This window comes from Anaerococcoides asporogena (genome assembly GCF_029590275.1).
Lineage (GTDB): Bacteria > Bacillota > Clostridia > Clostridiales > Clostridiaceae > JG1575.
Genome location: NZ_CP120965.1, coordinates 27587 through 50649, shown reverse-complemented (window position 1 = coordinate 50649; position 23063 = coordinate 27587). Strand labels below are relative to the sequence as shown.

The window sequence follows — 23063 nt, the reverse complement described above, 5'->3', positions numbered from 1 at the left end:
CTATTCCCCTTTCCCAGCCCTTGCCGTCAACTGATAGGTCATCCAGCGCCACAGGCTGTGGCCCGAGGCATTCCGGAAGTCCAGCACCGAATCGATAATCGCTGCCAGGATCATCCATTCCCCTGGCAAATAGAACAGAGCCAGAAGCGTCAATAACATTTTAGGAAAGCGCCGGCGCATCCGAAAGTTCACGGACAGACTCCACCAGATGAAGGTCAGTGAGCCGGTCATCCCAAGAAAGAGGGTGACGCCATAGCCGGTATTGAAGAGGAGACTGCCCCAGCGCGGGCTGGAGGCAGCCATCAGGTATCCGCCCATCGCCAGAGAGATGAACCCCATCAGGAGGACGGGGTGGATCCGCAGCATGGCAAACCACGGGACGGACTGCCTGACCGGGAGTGCGGACGGGAGATAGCGGCGGGCAAAGCGCAGCGTCAGATAGCCCCCGATCAGAGACCAGCAGATCAGCAGGGTTGGAATCAGGTCCTGGACCAGTTCCGGAGTCACCGACGCTTTCAGCTGTTCAATCAGCTGCTGCTGGGCCAATGGGATTTCGTAGCCCGAGGCCGCCAGAGCGTTGGTCAGTTCGTTCCGGACATTCTCTGCCACGGATGAGGTTACCCGGAGGATATCCGATCCGCTGATCAGGTAGATGCTGACAAAGGCATTCAGCAACAGTCCGATCAATAACGCCAGGGAAGCTGCCAGGATGGACCACCGCCAGCTCAGCTGGCGCTGCCAGATCAGGTAGACTGCCCCCAGCATGATCAGAACCGGAACCATCAGGGCAAAGCCACTGCTGATTCCCCCCAGCACCAGATACGGCAGGGCGGACGCCAGGGCAGCTGCCAGAAAGCCGCTGCGGCCGGTCTGATGGAGCACATGCAGCAGCAGCACCGGCAGGATGACCGGGGCGATGCTGAACGCCAGCGGACTCATTACCGTCACACTATTCAGGATTAGGAAGAACAGGAAGGTACTCAGGGGATCCCTCAGCCATACCGGTCTTCTGTTTTGATTATTCATGCTATTCCTTCTTTACCTATCACCAGAGGTGATTCATTTGGATCAGAGTGATTCTATTTGATCAGAATGATTTTCGATCAGAATGATTCATTTTTGATCAGAGTGACCCATTATGCTTTATTTTATCGGGTCAGGCCCGCTTATGCAAACAGGGCGCCCAAAGAGAACAGAAACGGACTGTTTCCGGCGAATCACCGGCAACAGTCCGCTGGATTTCTAGATCTGCCATTCTCCATCGGCCAGAAGCACGACACGGGTTCCGTCGGCCTTGACGCCGGTAACCGTGACATCCTTGCCTCCCACCATGAAATCATAGTGGATCAGAGAGTCGTTCATGCCTTCCTTCTGCTTTTCCTCATCGGTCAGGTTTTCCCCGTTTTCGATATTTTCGGAATAGGCAGCTCCCACGGCAAAGTGGCAGGAAGCATTTTCGTCAAACAGGGTGTTCTGGAACAGAATTCCGGTATTGGATATCGGAGAGTTATGAGCCACCAGGGCAACTTCCCCCAGGCGCCGCGATCCCTCATCCGAATCGAGGATCTTTTCAAAGACAGCCTGCTCTTTGTCCGCCCGGAATTCTGTAATCACTCCGTCCTTGAAAACAAATGTCAGTCCTTCCACCAGTTTTCCCATGACGGCCAGAGGCATCGTCGCGCGCAGCGTTCCGTTGACTCTTGCCCGGTCAGGCATGGTAAAGACTTCCTCGGTCGGAATATTGGCGAAGAAGCGATCGCCCTTTTGGGAGTAGCCGGATCCGCCTTTCCAGATATGCTTTCCTGCCAGGTAAACTTCCAGATCGGTTCCGGGTCCCTGATAGAGCAGCTTTTCGAAATGGGCTTCATTCAGGTAATCCTCATGCAGCTTCAGCTGCCGGTCATGTTCTTCCCAGGCGGCTACCGGATCATCCAGGTCCACTCGGGTTGCCATGAAGATATTCTTCCACAGCTTTTCCATGGCCGCATCCGGTTCAAGTCCCGGGAATACGGAAGAAGCCCAGGTCGGATTGGGCACCGCAACGATGCACCACTTGATGAAATTGCTCATGCTGTATTCCATGACTTTCTTCGTCTTCAGATCTTTGGCTTTCTGAGCCGCGGTAATCCGGTCGGAATCAATGCTCTTGAGCAGAGCCGGATTGGCGGCGTGAATCACCAGGCGATGGTAGTTGTGTTCGGCCTGTTCTTCCAGGTAACGCGCCTTGAAGTCCGGGAAATAGGTCACATCTTTGGCTTTTCTGTAATAGGACAGCTGATGTTCCTCATCCGTGAAGTTCAGGATGACATCCCCCACTCCCAGCTCATAGGCCTTGTCAGCCACCAGCCGGGCCAGTTCCAGGCCCCAGATGTTGAAGCTGATCTGCAGGTTGTCCCCTTCCTTCAGGTTCAGACCGATCCTGGTGATCAGGTCTGCGTACTTGGTCAGGTTCTGTTTTAAATCCATAATAATCCTCCCCATTTGGATCTTGGCGGGCATACCCGCACTCTTCTATTATATATCACCGGAGCAGGTCTCCGGAAACCGACTTGCAGTTGGGTTTTGATATTTCCGGGTCCGGTTCGATCTTGCTCTGCTTCATCTGGCCTTCTCCCGGTCAGTCCGGTAATGCGACAGGATGATTCCGGTGATCCGCTGGCCTTCCTGCGGCAGTGAAAAGGCTCCGTCATTCATGGCCCAGTCAAAGGTATGTCCCCGAATCGAACGGATCAGCAGGTTGGTGATTTCTAGAGGATCCCCTGACAGAAAGCCTTGTTCCACAGCCTGTTCGACACATTCAGCCAATATGCTGCGCATGATGTTTCGCAGGGGTGAAGAATCCTTGATTTCCAGCTGATTGCGCAAAAACACGCTGCGATAGGCGGGGCCATTGGCAATAATCGCTTCCAGGTATTTTTCAATCACGCGTTCAATGGTGATCAGGGGCGTGGTATCCAATGATTTCAGATATTGCCGCAGCTCTTTTTCGAAATGCAGGTAGCTTTCATTGAACAAATGCCCCTTGCTGGGAAAGTAATGATAAAACACACCCACACTGACGCCGGCTTGCTCACAGATATCGGCGATTTTGACTTCGTCATACGGACGCCGCTTGAATAGCTCAACGGCGCTTCGATAAATTTTTTGCCGGGTGTCCCATGCCTGTTTCTGGCGGCTGGTCCGCTGTTCTTCCATCAGGTACTCCATTTCAACCTGGGCCTTGCCCGATTGATCCTCCGACATCCGGCCAGGTTCTGACACGGCCTAAGACAAATTCAGGCCGCAGTTACAGTTTCTATTAATAATCTACCAAACTTTCCGGCAGATTCATATCTTGATCAGGGTCCATCCGTTCCGAATCCTCCTGATGTTCTCTCAGCCGAAGTCGTCACGGCCGACCTGAATTTGCTGAAATGATGAAAAATCATGACTTCAACATAAATATTCATAATGAAATCCCCCCCGATGTTAAAACAATTGACTGAATGTTCTCTCTTACTATAAAATCGATTCAACGAGTCAATTCACTGAATTGATTCAATTAATCTATGCCGCCACCTGAGTCAGTGGGGCGAGGAGGAACTATGAGCATTTATGAACAGGCAACCGCCCTGGCAGAGGATATCATCCGCGACAGGCGCAAAATTCACAGCCAGCCGGAATTAGGCTTTGAGACCGTTCAGACGGCAGCCTATGTCATGGAGCGATTGAAAGAAATGGGCTATGAGCCAACTCAGATCTCGCGGAATTCCGTTGTTGCGACCGTTGGTCAGGGCGGCAAAACCATCCTGTTGCGGGCAGATATGGACGCGCTGCCAATGACCGAACTGACCGGGCTGGACTTTGCTTCGACCAACGGAAACAGTCATTCCTGCGGACACGATGCTCATACCGCCATGCTGCTGGGAGCGGCCAGGCTCCTGAAGGATCAGGAAAGCTCGCTGAAGGGAACAGTCAAGCTGATGTTCCAGCCGGCGGAGGAGCTTCTGACTGGGGCTAAGGAAATGATCGATGCCGGCGTATTGAAGAATCCTGATGTGGACTGCGCCATGATGTGCCATGTCAACAGCACCGCTCCCAGGGGAGTTTACATTGGCAGCGGCCCGGGTACAACCGCCAGCTACAACTTCCGCATCACGGTCAAAGGCAACGGCTGCCACGGCGCCATGCCGGAAACCGGAGTGGATCCGGTATTGACCGGAGCACACATTCTGATCGGTCTGCAGGAAATTCTCTCCCGGGAAGTATCCTTCCCCAAAGGAGCGGTTCTGACCATGGGGCATTTCAAGGCCGGCAGCGCACCCAACATTATTCCCGGGGAAGCCATCCTGGAAGGCACCATGAGGACCTTCGACTCTGAAACTCAAGCCTACGTCATGACCCGGATTAGTGAGATTGCAGCCCAGATTGCCCGCACCTACCGCTGCGAAGCAACGGTGGAAGACCTGTCGGCAGTCCCTGTTTCGCTGAACGATCCTCAGTTCACCTCGGATGTCATCCGCTATATTGAAGAGATTCGCGGCAATGAGTTTGAAGTTTATCCGGCAGTGCCGGCCACTGGTTCAGAAGATTTCGCCTGGATCAGTCAGGAAGTACCGTCGTGCATGTTCTCCTTGTCGGCTCCGGTTGAAGGCTCGGAGATCCTGTATCCCCTGCATCACCCCAAAATGGTGCTGGACGAGTCGGCATTTCCCATCGGCAGCGCCATTTTTGCAAAATGCGCCATTCAATGGCTGGAGGAACACAGCCAGGAGGCCTAAGGCCGGATCTCAGGATCGGTTTTCAGGCTCTGCTGCCTGAAGCAGCATACCTGAAAAAATCAATAAGCCACTCCCTCCCCCTTCTGCTTTACTGCATCGGGCGTACTCAGGGAATTCATTCAGCCAGACGGCCGCCGCATACAGCAGACGGCTTTCTGGCTGATTTAACAGGAAAGGGCAATGTATGAACAATCCAAAGAGAAATAAGCTGCATCCGGCCTGGAGGATGGTAGGGGCATCGTTCATGATTATGGCGGTGGCCTGGGGCAGCGTCTACAACTGTGCCGGCATTTTCGTTCAGCCGGTCTCCGCTGACCTTGGATTTACCCGTTCTGAAATCAACGCCACGATGACCATCCGGGCCATCTGCCAACTGGTGATTTCCCTGCTGACCGGAAAAATCTTCAAGTCCTCCAACATCATGAAGATCATGAAGGTCGCCACCGTCATTTTAATTGTTTCCTTCTTTTCTTATTCCAAAGCCAGTTCTCTGATGACCTTTTATATACTTACCGCCATCAGCAGCCTCTGCATCAGCCTGATGGCCATTCTGCCCCTGTCGATTATTCTGAGCAACTGGTTTGAAACCAGCCGGGCCAGCGCGATCGGAATGGCTTTCATGGGCAGCGGTGTCGGCGGCATGGTTCTCAGCGCGCTGACCGGTGTATGGCTCGAGTCCTACGGCTGGCGCATATCCTATCAGATCCTGTCCCTGCTGATGCTGGTCCTGGTCACACCCTGCGTGTTCTTCATTCTTAAGGTCCATCCCCGGGAGGCTGGGCTTCAAGCCTACGGAGCAGCTGAGCCGACACCGGATCCATCCGTTGTACCGGCAAATGAAGGTATGATGCTTTCGCAGGCGATGCGCTCAGGAACCTTCTGGGTGATTACCATCTCCTCGTTATTTCTCGTCATTGCCATCAATGGCTTAATGATGAACGTGGCGCCCCACCTGGCCAATATCGGCTACTCCATTTCCTTCAGTGCGAACGTCGTGGCGCTGACCATGGGATCCCTGGCCTTCGGGAAAGTTGCATTGGGCAAGCTGTTTGACCGGATTGGCGTGAAAAAGGCAGTACTGATTGCCTGTCTTGCCACCACGATTGCGACATTCGGCATGCTGTTCGCCACCTCGCTGTTCGGTCTGATCCTGACCATTGTCTTTGTCGGCATCGGCTGCGCCTATGCCACTGTCGCCAATACGGTCCTGACCATTGAGTTTTTTGGCAAAAAAGACTATAACTCGATTTTCGGTGTCCTGACAGCCATCGGTGCCCTGGGCAGCATGATCAGTCCGATCATTACCGGAATTCTCTTTGACCAGACGGGCAGCTATACCAACAGCTACCAGATATCGCTGGTTCTGAGCTTTCTTGCCACACTGATGTTCATCGGCCTGTTCATGCAGCAAAAAAAGAGTATCGCTGTCTCGCGGAGCCTTGTATAACGAACGGATCTTTTGATCTAAGAATTAATTGCAATCCTTTCCTGCCATGAACCGAAGCTTGCTTGCAACATTAAATCAAAAAAATCAAAAAATTGAAGCAGCCTGCATCAGTTGATGCAGGCTGCTGAATTTCAATTAATCCGTTGTGAACGGAAGCAATGCGATGTTTCTTGATCTCTTGATCGCCTCAGTGAGAACTCTCTGATGTTTGGCACAGGTTCCGGAAATTCTTCTGGGAAGAATCTTGCCTCTCTCTGTGATGAATTTTCTCAGCTTTGGTACATCCTTGTAATCAATGGAATCAACCTTGTCGACACAGAACTGGCAAACTTTCCGTCTGGAACGTCTGACTCTGGGGTTGGCTCTTCTGAAATCGCCTCTGCCATCTCTCTGGCCGGGTCTTGATTCTCTGTTTTCGCTTGATGCGTGATTTTCTCTAGCCATTGTTATCCTCCTTTCATGGGTTCCCTGTTGGGATTATCGGATGAATAACCGTTGGCAGGGTCTCTGCCGGGTTGCGGTTTGGTTTAGAATGGGATATCTCCCTCATCCACAGGAGTCATATCCTCGAATCCTGAGCCAAAGTCGCTTCCAGTGTCAAATCCATTACCGGCGGAACGGGCAGAACCGCTATTGCCTCTTGGTCCGTCTCCCCATTCGAGGAACTGGACTTCTTCTGCAATGACTTCGGTGACATAACGCTTGGAACCATCCTTGGCATCATAGGATCTGACCTGAATTCTTCCGGCTATCCCGATCAATTTCCCTTTGGTGACATACTGGGCAGTCGTTTCCGCCTGCTTGCCCCAGATGACCACGGGAATGAAATCAGCCTCGCGCTGTCCTTCTTTGGAGAATCTCCGGTCGACGGCCAGGGTAAGGGTTGTGACGGCAGTGCCGGCACCGGGTGTGTAGCGCAGTTCAGGATCTTTTGTCAGTCTTCCTATTAATGTTACTTTGTTCATTTTACACCATCCTTATTTTTCTAATACGACGATGATGTGGCGCAAAACTCCATCCGTAATTCTGTAGATACGGTCGAGTTCTTTCGGCAATGCTGATTCACTTTCAAAGTTCATCAGTACATAAGTACCTTCGTTCACTTTGCTGATTTCGTAAGCAAGTCTTCTCTTACCCCATAAATCAACATTAGCGACGGTACCTCCGCCATTTTCGATTACACCCTTGAACCGTTCGATCAGGCCGTTAACGCCTTCCTCGTCGAATGACGGATGTGCAATGAATATGGTTTCATACTTTCTCATAATGTCACCTCCTCCCCCCGGACAAATGGTCATACATTTCGCATGACAGGGATTGCAATTACTAATGCTATCACATTTTCTCCGACATTACAAATTTTTTTTTTCGCCTGTACTGATTACTTTCTTCGCGTCCTTTTCAAACTTGCTTCTTGGCAGCATTACCATACGGCCACATCCGGTACATTTGATCTTGATATCCGCACCCAGTCGGATGACTTCCCATTGCCAGGAACCGCACGGGTGCTGTTTTTTCATTTGGACAATCGTTCCCAGTTCATACTCGCTGATCATTTTGCCATGCCTCCTTCGGAAAACATCCGGACACCTGTTTTTATCCCTGCCTGTGCGAAGCGTTGAAGAATATCCCGTCTCAGGTCATTTTCATAAATCCAGTGATAGACATACTCCGCCCGGCCCTGAACACGCAGGGTTGCTCCCACATCCCGGATGTTGACAACACCCACATAAGCGGGTCCGTCCAGCAGCTGGTCATGGGTTTTCTTGAACTCCTCACTCACTTCCTGCAAAAGGACAGCCGCCTGCTCGACGGCGCCGGTATCGGGGATGAGCACTTCCACCATGAACCGCCGGTCCCCCCGGGATACATTGGTGACTTCCTGAATGTTGCCATTCGGAATGATGTGCATATCGCCGTTAAAATCACGCAGCACCGTTGTGCGCAGACCGATATCCTCTACGATGCCCTGGCGTCCGCCAATGGTGACATACTCCCCGATTTTAAACTTGTTCTCCATCAGAATGAAAATGCCGGCAATGATGTCTTTGACGAAGCTCTGAGCCCCAAAGCCGAGGGCTACGCCGCCGATGGATGTCAGAGTCAGGCCCAGCGGGCCGACAAACAACGTGATGATATAGAGGATTGCGAAAATATAGAGACCGTACGTGGTCAGGCTCTTCAGAATCGAGCGGAGTGTTTTTGTTCGGATATTCTGGGTTACCAGATCCAGTTTCATAAACTTGACGTCCAGGGTTCGATCGATCAGATAATGCAGCAGCTTGATGATCAAGGTTACGGTCAGCAGTACTGCCAGAGAGGCAACCAGTTTCCCGGGAATGGCTGCCAAACCAGGTTTCATGCTGATCCATATTTCTTCCAGATTCATAGGATCCTCCGTCGGAAACAAACTTATTATTCATGCTTCCCTGTTTGTTATACATCTCTTATTATATCTTAATTTGTCCCCGCCCCGGGACAGTTTTCACTCTTGTTCGGGTAATTCATCCTAATTTCAGCAATCCGCTGGTCACTTGATACGCACATCAAAAAACCGAAACCGGCTATCCGGAAATAAAACTTCGCCACTCCCCCCAAAGGGAGCCGCATCATGAGAAATCGTAGCCAGCAAAGGATCTCCGTGTACTGTGATGCAATCCTGTTGATCTGCGGACAAGCAAAAAACGGGATTTCATCCCGTTTTCTGTTTGAATTATTAGTTTTTGGGTGCCAGGATATTGTTTGCCACCACAGCGGCGATCATCCCCGGAAGGGTTGGTTTTTTAGCCGGCTCCGGAATCTTGCTGGGCTTGTCCGACATCGCGATTTCCAGCGCCTCCTTTTCTTCCAGCGACAGGAGGAAGTCTGACTTGCCATCCTTGATCGGCTTGGAATAAACGGAGCAGTTGGATCCGCCGAAGATATTGGTAATGATTACGCCGTCTTTATGAGCATCGAGCAGTGCCAGGGAGAAGGACAGTTCCGGTCCCATATCCTTGAAGGCTCTGTATCGAACCATGCCGACATTCTGAATTGCACGGGCCATATCTGATTCGAGCTTTTCCATTTTAGCTGCAACTTCCTTGGAAACCGTAGAAGCCTCTTCCATTATCTGGAGATTCTCCGCAATCAGATCTTCCAGGATTTTTCCCCGTCCCACCCGGAACGTTCTGCGGTAAGCCGTCTCAATCTTGTTCAGTTTATTATACATTTTATACGATAGAACGCTCAGTCCAATAACAGCAGCCAACAAGAAAACCAATGCCACCGCCACGACCGGTCCCATTTGATTTAATAAATTCATTTTCTCCCCTTATTCCTCTGCCTTCAGTAAGTCGAGAATTCGCTCCAGGTCTTCCTGGTTGTAGTACTCGATTTCGATCTTGCCCCTGTTTTTGGTTTTCTGCCGAAATGTCACTTTCGTGCCGAAATAACCGCCGATTTGCTTCTCCAGATCCGCCAGGAAAATATCCTTTTTCCGTTCTCTGGATCGAAGGTCTTTCATTTTGTCATAATTCTTTATGTAATTTTCGGCATCCCGGACTGACATGCCTTCGTCAATGATCTTCTGACAGATCTTGTACTGCAGATCCGGATCATCGACCCCGAGCAACGCCCGGCCATGTCCTTCAAAAATAACGCCGTCGGCCAGATAATCCAGCACTCTGGAATCCAGCTGAAGAAGTCGAATGGTGTTGGAAATCGCTGCTCGCGACTTTCCCACCCGCTGACTGATCGCTTCCTGCGTCATTTTGAAATCATCCATTAGTTTCTTAAACGCGCCGGCTTCTTCAATCGGATTGAGATCCTGACGCTGAATGTTTTCAATGAGAGATACTTCCATTAGTTCCTGATTGGTCAGATCCATTTCTACGACCGGAACTTCCTTGAGGCCGGCCTTTTTCGCCGCTCTCCATCTGCGTTCTCCCGCTACAATGATATAATCGCTTCCGGCCTTATCCCTGGTAACCAGGATCGGCTGAATGACTCCGTGTTCTTTGATGGACTCGGTCAGTTCAAGCAGCCTTGTCTCATCAAAATGTTTTCTTGGCTGTTCCTTATTGGGTTTCAGTTGGTTGATGCTTACTTTATCCGAAGGCTTAACGGCGGATTCTGTCTTCTTCGCCGGGTCTTCCGTTGGCAATAAGGAATCCAGTCCTTTTCCCAGACCGAATTTTTTGCTCATTATTTCTCCTTATTCTTTTTCAGGAACTCTTTTACCAGATCCTCAAAGGCTTCTGCCCCTTTGCAGCGGGCATCGAACTGATAGATGGGCAACCCAAAACTGGGTGCCTCTGCCAGACGGACATTCTGAGGAATCGTACAGCGGTATACGAGCGCACCGAAATGTTTTTTCAATTCTTTAGCTACTTCCAGATGAAGATTTTTGCGTGGGTCGTACATCGTAAGGAGAACTCCTTCGATTGCCAGATCTTTATTCAAGCCTTTATTGACCCTTTGAATGGTATCAAGCAGATGACTGATTCCCTCCAAAGCATAAAATTCACTTTGCATGGGAATAATCACAGAGTCGGATGCCGTCAGCGCATTGATGCTGAGCAGTCCCAGTGAGGGTGGGCAATCCAAAAAAATATAATCAAACTGACGAGTCTCAATTTCTTTTAAACGTTCAGCCAGAACTTTTTCCCGGTCTTTGATTTGCGAAAGCTCAATATCCGCTCCAGCCAGGTGCATGCTGGCAGGAATTATATAGAGCCCCGGGACAGTTTCAACAGGCTGAATCAGGTCACTGACCGGGATATCTCCCAGCAGCAGATCATAAGTAGAGAGGGTTTGTTCCCGCTTATCGATGCCTAGTCCGGATGTTGTGTTTCCCTGCGGATCCATGTCGATGGTCAGTACCTTTTTCTTCTTCAACGCCAGACCCGCGGCCAGATTGATGTTGGTAGTGGTTTTGCCAACGCCGCCCTTCTGGTTGAATATACTGATTACTTTCAAATGGCATTCTCCCTTACTTTAATTTATTATAACCAAAAGCCGTCCGTCTGAGTGGCTGTGAAAAGCATTTCAGCGAACTTTACAAATGTCGTACAAGTCCATTTTTTTATTTCCAAATCAAGTAAATTTTGAATCTTTTTTTTAGGCATATCCTATTTATCCACTGAATCAGTTGATTATTTTGTCAATATTCCTTCGAAGAAGTTGATAAATCATTATCCCACTCTCGAACATTGATTCGATCTTCATAATCAGTTTGATCAATTCGGAAATTTGGGCTAAAATTTTGTGCTCATAACATGTTTCACGTGAAACATTTGAACCTTTGCTCTACTAATTTTACCATAAATACCAAGTTATTTATGCATCTATCCCGATAAATCGAAAAGAATTTCCAACAGTTCCATTCATGCTTTGGGCTAAATTAGCCCAGCTGTGAAATTACCTGTTCTTCCACTCTTTAAATACTATTCACAGTATGGCCGAATGAATGTTTCACGTGAAACATCCTCGCTCCCCGGGGCTTCTTAATCTACCAATTGACCTGGATTTACTGGATTAGTATTCAATTTAATTCGGGCTTTTTTATCAGTTTTAAGGGATTGTAACAAACTTTAAGAAAAAATGTTTCACGTGAAACATCTTCTTCCATTTTAGCAGGTGTCATAGCTAAAGCCTGGACTTTTGCTGATGACCAGGAATCTTATCAGTATGATTAAGTTCGTTCTAATAATCAATAGTCGTGCTTCTTCACAAAAATTATGCGACCAAATGTTTCACATGAAACATTTGGTCGCTTTCAAAGAACCAATGCAGGTATACTATGATTTATTATTTCATTCCTGGATCCGTACAATGGCTCCTGCATCGGATCATAATTTTGCTGCCTGCCAGTACAATAATAATATGCCCGTCAATTGGTTTTTACCTCTGAGTTTAGCACCTCATACAGCTTTCATTTCCAGTTCATCTCCAAGTTCGATGGAAGATCGTTCATGTGGACTAGATATTTACATTCATTGCGTGTTTTTGTGGATACCTTTACCCATCAATTGATTTTGCTTTGTACTTCAATCAAATAAATGCTCTTTTTTATCATGTTATCCACACCAGTTGGTTTCACGTTGAACTTATATTCTTCCTCATTCCATTATTAAGCAGAAATGAAGATGTGTTATCCACAATGAGAACTTAAAATTGTGGATAACACATAATAGTAACCAAAACAAAACGTTATAATCATTTTTTTCTTCAGAAAACATGTGTGTATCCTGTTGATAAGTACGTTTCCAACGAAGTATTTTAGGGCATTTTTATTAATATTAACAACTTTTCTGAGTAATCCACCGACTTATCCACATTATATGGACCATTTGGGGATAAATCAGTGGATTATTTTGGGAATAGTTTCTAATTGACTCAGATGCTCATAAACCAATGAAAATCATGGACTTATGCACAGATCAAGAATTCGATTCTTGATTACTTCCATTATTCAATGGATAACCTGAAATTATTGTCCAGACAATCTACAAGACTCCTATTATAAAGCGATCAGACTCGAGTTGTCTTCAACTCATATATGATCCGATCTTAGAAAGACGGATCACAAAAAATAGATTACAAAGATGAATTATAACCCAAATTCCCGGGAATTCTATAGTCTACACTTCAAAGTGGAGAATGGTTTGAAGAAATTCCTCCGGTTCGATGGCGAACGCGCTAAGAATGTCCTTTTGTTTCCTGGTCAGTGGCTGGAGCAAACTGCAGCCTGATCCATAATCGGTCCGCTTGATCGTTCCCATCTGTTTGACCAACCGGTTGATGGATTTCTCCCCGCTGTTTTTCCCATGATTGGTCAAATCCGACCACAGAATAAGACTCAAAAAGGCGACAAAGGCTTTCCCTTCTGTCGTCTTTTCTGTGTGCGTCAGAAAGCGGTCATAGTCGATGCTGTTTTTTAAATTCTGGAAGGCCTTCTCCACCGTGTCCCGTCGCCCATAAAGTCGTAGTGCCTCCTCTGCGCTCTTATCCTGGGTATTGCTCAGCAGGCAGAACATGCCGGCCAGCTCAATCATCTCGGTGATCTTCTCGTGATTGCGTTCGTACTCCTCAATCGGTGATGCATTGCGTGTCACATCATAATACTTGTTATACCGAGTAATACTGATGGGCTTCATCTGATTTTGCAGCTCTTCCTCGAGACGATCAACATGCTGGTAGATCCGGGCTTCTTCATCCGCCGCACTGGATGTGTTCAGGTAGATGTGGAGGGTATAGGGCAACTCATTGATCTGGATCACTTTGGACAGTCCATAGCAGCTGGTCTGGGGGATGTGATAACGAGAGTGACGGATCACCGCGGTTGCCTCGATTAATGCCTGACGATAGATTTTCTGGGATTTGGGAGCAGCCATCAGGAAATTGAGTTGGTTCTGGGCCATGAAGCTCAGATTGTCTAGGGTGAGAAAGCCTCGATCCATGATGTAGAACAAATCATTGAGACCGACCAATTCGCCCAATTCCATCATATAGGGGAAAAAGGCCTTGTCCACGATACTTCCGCTGTAGATCTCATAGCAAAGCGGGAGGGCTGTCTTGGTGCCATAAAGCATGCCGATGTTGAGTTGCGGTAGGGTTTCCTGATCCCGATTATAGCCGTACTCTGCCATTTGGATCTCCGCATAGGTCGATATGCTCGTCACATCATAAGCCAGGGTCTGTTCCTCGTCTTTGTGGAAAGCACTCCAGAGCTTAAAAACCGAAAGCGCTGCTCTTCGCTGATCTGTGCAAACAGTTCGCTGCTGCGCTGGGAATTCAGACTGAGCCTTGTAGAAAGTAGGCTCTCCCGGATGAACAGATCCAGATTCATCATGACATTGCCTTCGCAGACCATATAGATGGCCATCGCCAAAAGCTCTTGTGCCTGCAAGGGAAATACCTGTTGTAAAGCCTTGGTCAATCCAATAGCCTCAGCTCGCTGCCACAACAGAGCGATATGACCAGCCGCCAGAACCTCTTGAGGCGGGGTCAGGGAAATGGCATCGACTGGCAGCGGATAGAACTCAGTGAATCGTTCATTGGGGATCATCCAACCGGGACGAGTAGGATCCTCTTTGCCAATGGCAACTTCCTTGGCTGTAGGGGTACCCAATGCGTTTCTGTAGCGTTTTTCGACATGATAGACGCGTCTGGGCTTATCCGGGCCATCTTTTTTGTAGGTGATGCGCTCGGTGGGAATTGGGATTGAAATATTGAGCATTGCCATAATATCCCTCCTCTGTAGACTACTTATATTATAGTCTACAGAGGGGTAATAAGCAAGATAAAAATAAATTAAGTCACAGAGCCATCTCATATGAAATCGGCTCTGTGACTTAATTCGAGGAAAATCCAACATCTATGTCACCCAATTGGGGGATCAAACCGAAGGTGTAGACTATACTATTTCCGGGAATTGGGGTTATAAAACGGCAGCAATGTTTCACGTGAAACATTGCTGCCGTGGAGAATGTTTTTCTGAGTACTGTCTACAGAGAATTAGTTGGATTTTAACTTTTGCCCAGAAGGGTCTTGTATCGTTCCGTGTCTTTTTTAATTTGGGCGAATTTTCTTGGAAAATTCGAGCTGGTTGCGTTGGATTTTTTGATCAATACGAGGTTGTGCTCGTATTCATCTAAATCAGGCACCTGTTCAATTTTGACAAGACTTGAAGACAATTCATGAAACAGCTTGGGATTCAGTTTAACCTCAGCTTCAATACCCGGACCCTTCATAGCGACGAAATAATGATTCGGTGCGACGAAGGGCAAGCAGAATTCCATCAGTGTGGGAAGTACTGCCACCGCTCTGGATACCGCCAAATCATAGTGATCGCGATGAGATGTTTCACGTGAAACATCTTCAGCTCGACCATGAATGAAATGAACACCCGCTAAACCAAGCTGATTCGTTACTTCCTTTAGAAAGATCAGTCGTTTATTCAGTGGATCCAGGCAAGTCAGTTCAATCGAATTATCCAGGATTTTCATCGGAAGGCCGGGGAATCCGGCCCCCGTACCAACGTCAATGACAGATTTCGATTGTTTGACCTCATTCAAGCGGAAAATAGTGATCGAATCTGCGAAATGTTTCAGGAAAATTCCGTCATCATCGATAATTGCTGTCAGGTTCAGGTGTTGGTTCCATTCCTGCAGCAGATTTTTATAAAGAACAAATCGCTCAAATGTTTCACGTGAAACATCCATTTCCATTGGTTCAGCGATCCGTCGGAGCATATCATAGTGCTGGTTCATATTACCTCCTGGATTCCAGATAAATTAAAAGGACATTGATATCAGCAGGGGAGACTCCCGAGATTCGAGATGCCTGGCCCAGGTTCAGCGGTCGTAATTGATCCAGCTTCAGCTGTGCTTCCTTGCGCAGTCCTTTGATTGTTAAATAGTTAACCTCATCCGGAATCAACCGATTTTCCATCTTGCGGAACTGATTGATTTTCTCCTGTTCCTTTTGAATGTATCCTTCGTATTTGATTTGAATATTAATTTCGTCCCGGATATCCTTCCTCAATGGCATGCGGTTCGGATCCAGGGGCGACAGTTTGTCATAATCCAGTTCTGGGCGCTTGATCAGGTCATACAGGCTCGTGGCTTTCTTAATCTCAGTGCTGCCCAGTTTAATCATGACTTCGTTTTGGTCCGCCTTGCCGGTAAGGACCTCTTCCTTCAGCCGGTGTTTCTCCCGACCGATGGCTTCCTTGCGCTCCATATACCGGGCCCAGCGCTCATCATTGACCAAACCAACTTGTCGGCCAAGTTCCGTCAGCCGAAGATCCGCATTGTCCTGTCTTAACTCCAGACGATATTCCGATCGGGCCGTCATCATTCGATAGGGTTCATTGGTCCCCTTGGTGACCAGATCGTCCACCAGTACGCCGATATACCCCTGAGAACGGTCGATCATCACGGGCTCCCGATGCTGTATGGCCAATGCGGCATTGATGCCAGCCAGAATTCCCTGACCGGCAGCTTCCTCATAGCCAGAGGTTCCATTGATCTGGCCGGCACTGAACAAGTTTCGGATTGTTTTGAATTCAAGGGTCGGTTTCAACTGCAGGGGATCAATGCAGTCATATTCAATGGCGTATCCCGGACGGGTGATTTCCGCCTGCTCCAAACCAGGTACAGAACGGAGGAATTCAATTTGGACATCCTCCGGCAGCGATGATGACATACCTTGTATATACATCTCTTGGCTGGATTCACTTTCCGGTTCAATAAAGATCTGATGACGTTCTTTATCCGGAAATTTCATCAGCTTGTCCTCGATCGAAGGGCAGTAGCGCGGCCCGACCCCCTCGATGGATCCATTGTAGAGAGGGGAGCGATGGATATTCCGGCGGATTATTTCATGGGTCAGGGGAGCGGTATAGGTCAGGTGGCAGCTGACCTGGTCCACCCGGTCCAGCGTTTCGGTCAGGAACGAGAACGGGTAAATCTCGGAATCACCGGTCTGCTCCTCCATGACGGAAAAGTCGATGCTTCGCTTATGGACCCGGGCAGGGGTACCGGTTTTAAACCGTCTCAGGGCAATGCCCAGGTCGAGCAGATTCTGGGAGAGGTCCCGAGCCGGCTGAAGTCCGCTGGGGCCAGACTCATAACTGGTTTCTCCAATAATGATTTTTCCTTTCAGATACGTTCCGGTGCACAGGATGACGGCTTTTGCCGGAAGGTATGCCCCGTTCTTGGTGGTGACGCCCTGAATGACTCCGTCTGTCACATTCAAAGCGGTTGCCTCTACCTGATAGAGGGTCAAACCGTCCTGAGCTTCCAGCGTCTTGATCATTTCTTCCTGGTAGCGTTTCTTGTCAGCCTGGGCCCGCAGTGAATGAACTGCGGGACCCCGGGATGTATTGAGCATCCGGGACTGGATAAAAGTCTTATCAATATTCAGGCCCATCTGTCCGCCCAGAGCATCCACTTCCCGGACCAGATGACCCTTGGCTGTTCCTCCGATGTTTGGATTGCAGGGGAGGAAGGCAATAGAATCGATGTTCATGGTCAGCAGGATGGTTTTCATCCCCAGGCGGGCACTGGCCAGAGCAGCTTCCGCTCCCGCATGGCCGCCGCCGATCACGATCACATCGTATGATTGTCCTTGATATGGCATTATTTCACCTACTTTCCGATACAGAAGCCGGAGAAGATCTTGTCAACCAGATCCTCCTGCAGCGTATCACCTGTTATTTCGCCCAGACTGGACCAGGCTGCATGAACATCGATGGTTACAAGATCCATCGGCACAGCCAGCTCGATGGCAGCAACCGCATCCATAAGGGCCTGCTGGGCCTGCATCAGTGCTTCCTTATGTCTGGCTGAGGTAACCAGTGTTTCATCAAAGCCGGAGGCATCCTCCAGGCTCATGGCATGAATGCGCTCCCGCAGCCGGTCCAGCCCATAATTGTTCAGCGCCGAGGATCACAGTGGCATCTTGGAAGGATGTCCTCCGGAATTTCAGCCACCTTGGGCAGGTCTTCCTTATTAAGCAGCAGGATTCGTTTGCGGCCGGCCGTCTGCTCCAGCAGTTCATGATCTTCCTCACTTAAGTGTCTGGACAGGTCCAGCACCAGGATAATGAGATCCGCTTCTTCCAGGCTGCGGCGGGATCGCTCCACACCGATGGATTCCACCAGATCCTGAGTCTCGCGGATCCCTGCCGTGTCGGTCAGACGGATCGGAATCCTCCAGATTGATGTATTCTTCAATGACATCGCGCGTCGTTCCCGGAATTTCGGTGACGATGGCCCGCTGTTCCTCCAGCAGCGCGTTGAGCAGAGAGGACTTACCGACATTCGGCTTGCCGGCAATGACCACCTTGATGCCCTCGCGCAGCAGCTTGCCTTTTTCTGCAGTGGCCAGAAGCTGTTCAATTTCGGTGTAGATTGCCTCCAGTTCCTGCGCCAGCTTCAGATCGGAGGACCGATCCAGGTCATCATCCGGAAAGTCCAGCGTAACTTCAATTTTGGCCATGACGTTCATCAGTTCATCCCTCAGTTCCAGGATGCGCCGGGACAGCTTGCCCCGGCTCTGATCGTTGGCTGAGCGCAGAGCGGCATCGGTCCGGGACTGAATGATGTCCATGACTGCTTCCGCCTGGGAGAGGTCAATCCGCCCATTTAAAAATGCCCGTTTGGTAAATTCTCCGGGCTGAGCCAGTCGAACGCCCTGCTCCAGAATTCGTTCCAGAATGCGGCGGACGGGGAGGGGACCGCCATGGCAGGAAATCTCGATGACATCCTCTCCGGTGTAGCTTCTGGGTCCTTTGAAGTAGCTGACCAGAACCTCGTCAATCACACTGCCGTCTTGTTGAAGAATGTGGCCGTAGCGAATGGAAAACGGCCTGATGTCCGTCAGCTGCCGTCCCCGAATGCCCCGGAAAATCCGGCTCGCAACGGGCAGAGCCGCCTCCCGGATAACCGGATCACGCTGATGGAACTTAAACTGGCCGAAGTGGCTACTCCCACTATGGTCTTATTATCTATCATTACTGTTCACCATATCTTTCTGCCGGTCCCTCGACTCGATGAAGCACGTTCCGGCCGGCTGTTGCTGAGGTTGCCGCGGTGATCCCTGATCGGACCGGCGGTTGACCGTGTATTTTCCACTGTTGGGACTGCTGCATGAACTGCAGCGATCACCCAGAGGAAACTGTTCTTTATCATTATATCTGATCTGTCAAAAAAACGAATGACACCGGCCGTCATTTCTTCCAGGCATAGAACAAAGACATCATCCGGCAGGATAATGTCTTTGTTTTATGCTTCCATTCAGTTGGTTATTTCTGGTCAAGTTCCACAACAACCTTCCGGTAAGGCTCTTCCCCTTCGGAATGGGTTTTAACATTCGGATAATCCTGCAGTCTGGAGTGGATGATTCGACGCTCGTAGGGATTCATTGGATCGAGTTTGATGCTCTTGCCGTACTTGGTGACTTTCCAGGCGGTTTTCTCAGCCAGATGCTTGAGGGTTTCTTCCCGCTTTTCACGATAACCTTCGGTATCAATGATGACTCGGGTGTATTCCTCACGGCTCCGTTCCTTGTTGATTGCCAGGTTCGTCAGATACTGGAGCGCATCCAGCGTTTCCCCGCGGTAGCCGATGATCAGGCCCATCTTGGGTCCGGCCAGGTTGACACGGATATTGCCGTCTTCTTCGCGTACTCTGATCTCCGCCATCAGTCCCATCTTATCAAGGATGGAGCGGATGAAGTGTTTTGCCTTGTCGGTCAGGGGTTCCGCTTTGCGGGTCGCCTGAACGATGAATGGTTTGGCGCCGAATCCGAGGATCCCTTTGGAGCCTTCTTCAAGCACCTGATATTCCATCTGGTCCAATGTGCAGCCTAAGCTGGCTCTGGCAGCTTCTACAGCTTCTTCCAGTGTTTTTCCTGTTGCTTTCAATGCTTCCATTATTTTCTGATCACCTTATTTCTTTTCCTTTTCTTTTCCGGTTCCGGAAGGTCAGGGACGATCACAGGGTTTGGTTCATTCCCTGAACTTTGTTCATGATGAGCTGCTGGAAAATCCGGAAAATGTTTCCGGTGATCCAGTACAGTCCCAGAGCAGCGGGGAGGACCAGGTGAACCAGCCGATCATGAGTGCCATGACGTAGTTCATGGTATTCATCTGCTTGGCCTGAGCCTTTGCTTCGGCTGACATGTTCTTCTCATTGGCTTTCTGAGTAATCCAGGTTGAGAGGAGCATGGTAAGAACGGTCAGAATGGTCAGTGGCAGATTATTGTTGTCTGCCAGATCATTAATCAAGGGTCTGAGGAATCCCATCCCACCGATGGTTCCATCCTTCGCCAGCTGATTAAAGACGTTGAACAGCGCAATGAACAGGGGCCACTGAATCAACATGGGCAGGCATCCACCCCACATGCTGACGTTGTTTTCCTTCATCAGCTTGGACTGTGCTTCCTGAAGCTTGGCAGGATCATTCTTGAAACGCTCCTGGATCTTCTTCAGCTCCGGCTGGATCATGCTCATTTTCTTCGAACTCACCATGGCTTTCCAGTTCAGCGGAAAGACGATGATGTTGAAAAGAACTGTGAAAAGCACAATGGACAATCCCCATCGTGTTCCGGGATCAGCGATATAGCTGCCCAAAAATTGATTCAGGATGTCAAAAACTGTCCTGAACACATTGTTAATACTCTGTTGCAACGGAATTCCTCCTAGTCTTTATCAACCGGATCATAAATGGCTCCCCGATAAAAGGGATGACACCGCAATATCCGTTTCACGGCCATCCAGGAACCCTTGAGAGCTCCATACTTTTCGATCGCTTCCAGGGAATACTGGGAGCAAGTGGGGATGAACCGGCAGCTGGGTCGTGTATTCGGAGAAATATTTCTCTGATAAAACTTAACCAGGCTGATTAGTACTTTTTTCATGTTTAATTCCCGCTTTCTTATACAAATAGCGGACCGATGACAGCACTTCATGATAAGTTTTGCCAACGATGGGGTTTCTGGCGACGAATACCAGGTCAAATCCTTGGACTGTATCTTCCCTGGAAAGTCGTGCGGCCTCCTGGATCAGCCGTTTTACACGGCTTCGGGTAACGCTGTTTCCAACTTTCTTGCTGACGGAGATCCCAATTCGGTTGAACGGTTCTCCATTCAGAACATTTCGTGGATTCTTCAGTTTGTAGAGCACCAGCATATCACTGGCACAAGACCTGCCTCTTCTGTATACGTTCCGGAACTCCTGGTTTTTCCTGAGTCTTTCATGTTTCACAGAAGTGTTCCTCTTCCTTACAGAAAAAGGCCACATAATGCGGCCCTTAAGCTGTTAATCTTTTTCTGCCCTTAAGTTTTCTTCTCTTAAGTACATTTCTTCCATTCTTGGTTGCCATTCTCTTTCTGAAGCCGTGTTCTTTCTTTCTCTGCTTCTTCTTTGGCTGATACGTCATGAACATATATCTACACCTCCTCCGGGTCTATTCGCAATTAATGCATTTTAAGTGATACTAGATTATTATACTCATGTGTTTTTAGTGTGTCAAGAAAGTTATGCCCAAGTGGTCCAGGGTATTTTAGCCCAGATTTCTGTGGATAACTTATTGTTTTAGTAAACCCAACTATGTTATCATTAAAACACGAAAACTGCGGAACCCATTGGAATCACTAGATTCTCAGCGGGTCCTCATTTTATTTTATCCCCATTATATCACAAGATCCTGTGGATAACTTCGGGCCTGTGATTAACTTGTGGATAACATGTGAAATTACTTTGGAGAAAATTTAAGCCACACGACATAAAAATCAAGCATCGCAAAGATGCAGCGGTCATCCGGCCAGTGGAAAAGCATCATGGGTTCCCTGTGCATAGATTCCGAAGAACGAACGCGACCGTAACATTATACACAGCTGTGGATTGAACTTATCAACATAAGATCAAAGGAGACTATCGAACATGAGGGACAATCTGGAAGGCATCTGGCAGGATGTGCTAAAGATTATTGAAGATGAAATAATGGCCCCGGTCAGTTTCAAAACCTGGTTTTTACCGATTCGGCCGGAGAAAATCGCAGACCGAAAACTCACATTAAGTGTACCAAACAAGATGATCCGCGAGATCATTGAGCAAAAATATATGGATCTGCTGAAAAACTCCGTGGCCCATGTAACCAGGCAGGATTTAGCCATCGATATCATCATCGGTGATCTTCCCGATTCTGAGTTGTCCGTCGAGGAGAAAAAAAGCAAGGAAGAAGCCAGACCCCAAAAACCGACAGCAGGCAATGGAAACGGCAGCGATGCAGGCAATCTCAATCCGAAATACACGTTTGAGACCTTCGTCATCGGTAATTCCAACCGGTTCGCCCATGCGGCCTGCCTGGCTGTTGCCGATTCACCCAATGAAACCTATAATCCACTGTTCATATACGGCGGAGTCGGGCTGGGTAAGACCCATCTGATGCATGCCATTGGCCACCGCATCAAGGAAAAGAATCGAAATGCCCGCGTTGTGTATGTCTCCTCGGAAAAATTCATGAATGAAATGATCCATTCCATCCAGAATAACTCCAACGAGGCCTTCCGGGAAAAATACCGCAAAAATGTTGATGTGATCCTGATCGATGACATCCAATTTATTGCGGGCAAGGAAAGCACGCAGCAGGAACTGTTCCATACCTTCAACGAACTGAAGGATTCCAACAAGCAAATCATCCTGTCCTCGGACCGCCCGCCCAATGAAATCCCCACGTTGGAAGACCGGCTTCGCACCCGGTTTGCTTCAGGGCTCATCGCCGATATCGAAGCACCGGATTTTGAAACACGAGTCGCTATATTAAAGAAGAAAGCCGAAGCAGACAAGATTAGTGTACCGGATGATATCCTTATATACATCGCCACCAAAATCAAATCCAACATCCGTGAACTGGAAGGCGCCCTGATCCGGGTCATGGCCTACGCGCGTCTGACGGATGAAGCGATCACGGTGGATCTGGCGACAGAAGCGCTGAAGGATCTAGTCTCCGAGTCACGAAACAGAGAACTTTCTGTTGAACTGATTCAGGAAGTAGTTGCCAATTATTATAATTTATCCGTTGATGACCTGAAGGGGCAGCGCCGTACCAGAAATGTGGCCATGCCGCGCCAGATCGCAATGTATCTTTCCCGTACCCTGACATCCACCTCCCTGCCAAAAATCGGCGAGGAATTCAATAAGGACCACACCACGGTCATGCATGCCTACACGAAGATCCACGAAGCACTGGCAAGTGATTCATCCTTAAAAACCACAGTGGACAACATCACCAAAAGCTCAGCAATTAATCCACAAAACTACGCATAGCCCGCTGTGCATTCCCTGTGGATGGTCTGACAGTCTTT

The 23063-nt window shown here is 48.9% G+C and carries 24 protein-coding genes and 1 pseudogene; 3 read left to right on the top strand and 22 right to left on the bottom strand.

What is annotated here, in order from left to right; genetic code table 11:
* The 3 genes from P6M73_RS00270 to P6M73_RS00260 all read right to left on the bottom strand — a co-directional run bounded on the left by P6M73_RS00270 (position 1) and on the right by P6M73_RS00260 (position 3243).
* Complete coding sequence (locus tag P6M73_RS00270) at positions 1-1026, bottom strand: DUF2232 domain-containing protein (protein ID WP_277854190.1); 1026 nt, start codon at positions 1024-1026, stop codon at positions 1-3.
* A gap of 216 nt (positions 1027-1242) precedes the next feature.
* Positions 1243-2466, bottom strand: a complete 1224-nt coding sequence (locus tag P6M73_RS00265; protein WP_277854189.1) for an aminopeptidase — start codon at positions 2464-2466, stop codon at positions 1243-1245.
* 132 nt (positions 2467-2598) lie between these two features.
* Positions 2599-3243 carry a TetR/AcrR family transcriptional regulator gene (locus P6M73_RS00260; protein WP_277854188.1) on the bottom strand — a complete coding sequence of 215 codons (645 nt, stop codon included), beginning with the start codon at positions 3241-3243 and terminating at the stop codon, positions 2599-2601.
* Positions 3244-3584: 341 nt separating this feature from the next.
* Here P6M73_RS00260 and P6M73_RS00255 point away from each other — a divergent pair, with 341 nt between their 5' ends.
* Together P6M73_RS00255 and P6M73_RS00250 are read left to right on the top strand one after the other, a co-directional pair.
* Entirely contained in the window at positions 3585-4760 is a 1176-nt protein-coding gene (locus P6M73_RS00255; RefSeq protein WP_277854187.1) for a M20 metallopeptidase family protein, read from the top strand.
* Between the two features lie 184 nt (positions 4761-4944).
* Positions 4945-6207, top strand: coding sequence for an MFS transporter (locus P6M73_RS00250; RefSeq protein WP_277854186.1), 1263 nt, complete (start codon positions 4945-4947; stop codon positions 6205-6207).
* 135 nt (positions 6208-6342) lie between these two features.
* Here the strand turns inward: P6M73_RS00250 and rpsR are convergent, their stop codons facing one another.
* The 19 genes and pseudogenes from rpsR to rpmH form a co-directional block, all read right to left on the bottom strand.
* Positions 6343-6651 carry a 30S ribosomal protein S18 gene (gene rpsR, locus P6M73_RS00245; RefSeq protein WP_277854185.1) on the bottom strand — a complete coding sequence of 103 codons (309 nt, stop codon included), beginning with the start codon at positions 6649-6651 and terminating at the stop codon, positions 6343-6345.
* Between the two features lie 83 nt (positions 6652-6734).
* Positions 6735-7172 (bottom strand): single-stranded DNA-binding protein, encoded by a 438-nt coding sequence (locus P6M73_RS00240; protein ID WP_277854184.1) that lies wholly within the window; start codon positions 7170-7172, stop codon positions 6735-6737.
* Between the two features lie 12 nt (positions 7173-7184).
* Positions 7185-7472, bottom strand: coding sequence for a 30S ribosomal protein S6 (gene rpsF / locus P6M73_RS00235; RefSeq protein WP_277854183.1), 288 nt, complete (start codon positions 7470-7472; stop codon positions 7185-7187).
* An 87-nt stretch (positions 7473-7559) separates the two neighbouring features.
* Positions 7560-7763, bottom strand: coding sequence for a DUF951 domain-containing protein (locus P6M73_RS00230; RefSeq protein WP_277854182.1), 204 nt, complete (start codon positions 7761-7763; stop codon positions 7560-7562).
* Complete coding sequence (locus tag P6M73_RS00225; protein ID WP_277854181.1) at positions 7760-8596, bottom strand: mechanosensitive ion channel family protein; 837 nt, start codon at positions 8594-8596, stop codon at positions 7760-7762. Before P6M73_RS00225 ends, P6M73_RS00230 begins: the two co-directional genes overlap by 4 nt.
* Positions 8597-8923: 327 nt before the next feature.
* Positions 8924-9511 carry a DUF4446 family protein gene (locus tag P6M73_RS00220; RefSeq protein WP_277854180.1) on the bottom strand — a complete coding sequence of 196 codons (588 nt, stop codon included), beginning with the start codon at positions 9509-9511 and terminating at the stop codon, positions 8924-8926.
* 9 nt (positions 9512-9520) lie between these two features.
* Positions 9521-10393, bottom strand: a complete 873-nt coding sequence (locus tag P6M73_RS00215) for a ParB/RepB/Spo0J family partition protein (protein WP_277854179.1) — start codon at positions 10391-10393, stop codon at positions 9521-9523.
* Entirely contained in the window at positions 10393-11166 is a 774-nt protein-coding gene (locus tag P6M73_RS00210) for a ParA family protein (protein WP_277854178.1), read from the bottom strand. The genes P6M73_RS00215 and P6M73_RS00210 overlap by 1 nt, the downstream gene beginning before the upstream one ends.
* 1664 nt (positions 11167-12830) lie before the next feature.
* On the bottom strand, positions 12831-13871 hold the full coding sequence (locus tag P6M73_RS00205; protein WP_489666461.1) for an IS1634 family transposase: 1041 nt from the start codon (positions 13869-13871) through the stop codon (positions 12831-12833).
* Positions 13868-14434, bottom strand: a complete 567-nt coding sequence (locus P6M73_RS00200) for a hypothetical protein (RefSeq protein WP_277853159.1) — start codon at positions 14432-14434, stop codon at positions 13868-13870. Before P6M73_RS00200 ends, P6M73_RS00205 begins: the two co-directional genes overlap by 4 nt.
* Positions 14435-14717: 283 nt before the next feature.
* Entirely contained in the window at positions 14718-15461 is a 744-nt protein-coding gene (gene rsmG / locus P6M73_RS00195; protein ID WP_277854176.1) for a 16S rRNA (guanine(527)-N(7))-methyltransferase RsmG, read from the bottom strand.
* Position 15462: 1 nt separating this feature from the next.
* The gene (mnmG, locus tag P6M73_RS00190) at positions 15463-17334 is read right to left on the bottom strand and encodes a tRNA uridine-5-carboxymethylaminomethyl(34) synthesis enzyme MnmG (protein ID WP_277854145.1); all 1872 of its coding nucleotides are present in this window, start codon (positions 17332-17334) and stop codon (positions 15463-15465) included.
* Between the two features lie 8 nt (positions 17335-17342).
* A complete protein-coding gene (locus P6M73_RS00185) occupies positions 17343-17588 on the bottom strand; it encodes a hypothetical protein (protein WP_277854175.1) in 246 nt (81 codons plus the stop codon).
* Positions 17589-17629: 41 nt separating this feature from the next.
* Positions 17630-18569 (bottom strand): annotated as a pseudogene (mnmE, locus tag P6M73_RS00180) (tRNA uridine-5-carboxymethylaminomethyl(34) synthesis GTPase MnmE).
* A gap of 430 nt (positions 18570-18999) precedes the next feature.
* Positions 19000-19629: an RNA-binding cell elongation regulator Jag/EloR gene (gene jag / locus P6M73_RS00175; protein WP_277854143.1), complete on the bottom strand. Its 630-nt coding sequence runs from the start codon at positions 19627-19629 to the stop codon at positions 19000-19002.
* A 93-nt stretch (positions 19630-19722) separates the two neighbouring features.
* A complete protein-coding gene (gene yidC, locus P6M73_RS00170) occupies positions 19723-20385 on the bottom strand; it encodes a membrane protein insertase YidC (RefSeq protein ID WP_277854174.1) in 663 nt (220 codons plus the stop codon).
* Positions 20386-20396: 11 nt separating this feature from the next.
* A complete protein-coding gene (yidD, locus tag P6M73_RS00165; RefSeq protein WP_277854173.1) occupies positions 20397-20615 on the bottom strand; it encodes a membrane protein insertion efficiency factor YidD in 219 nt (72 codons plus the stop codon).
* Positions 20587-20961, bottom strand: coding sequence for a ribonuclease P protein component (rnpA, locus tag P6M73_RS00160; RefSeq protein WP_277854172.1), 375 nt, complete (start codon positions 20959-20961; stop codon positions 20587-20589). Before rnpA ends, yidD begins: the two co-directional genes overlap by 29 nt.
* Positions 20962-21007: 46 nt before the next feature.
* Positions 21008-21142 (bottom strand): 50S ribosomal protein L34, encoded by a 135-nt coding sequence (rpmH, locus tag P6M73_RS00155; RefSeq protein WP_277854141.1) that lies wholly within the window; start codon positions 21140-21142, stop codon positions 21008-21010.
* 497 nt (positions 21143-21639) lie between these two features.
* Between rpmH and dnaA the strand changes: the two genes are divergently transcribed.
* Positions 21640-23025, top strand: coding sequence for a chromosomal replication initiator protein DnaA (dnaA, locus tag P6M73_RS00150; RefSeq protein WP_277854171.1), 1386 nt, complete (start codon positions 21640-21642; stop codon positions 23023-23025).
* The last annotated feature ends 38 nt before the right edge of the window (positions 23026-23063 follow it).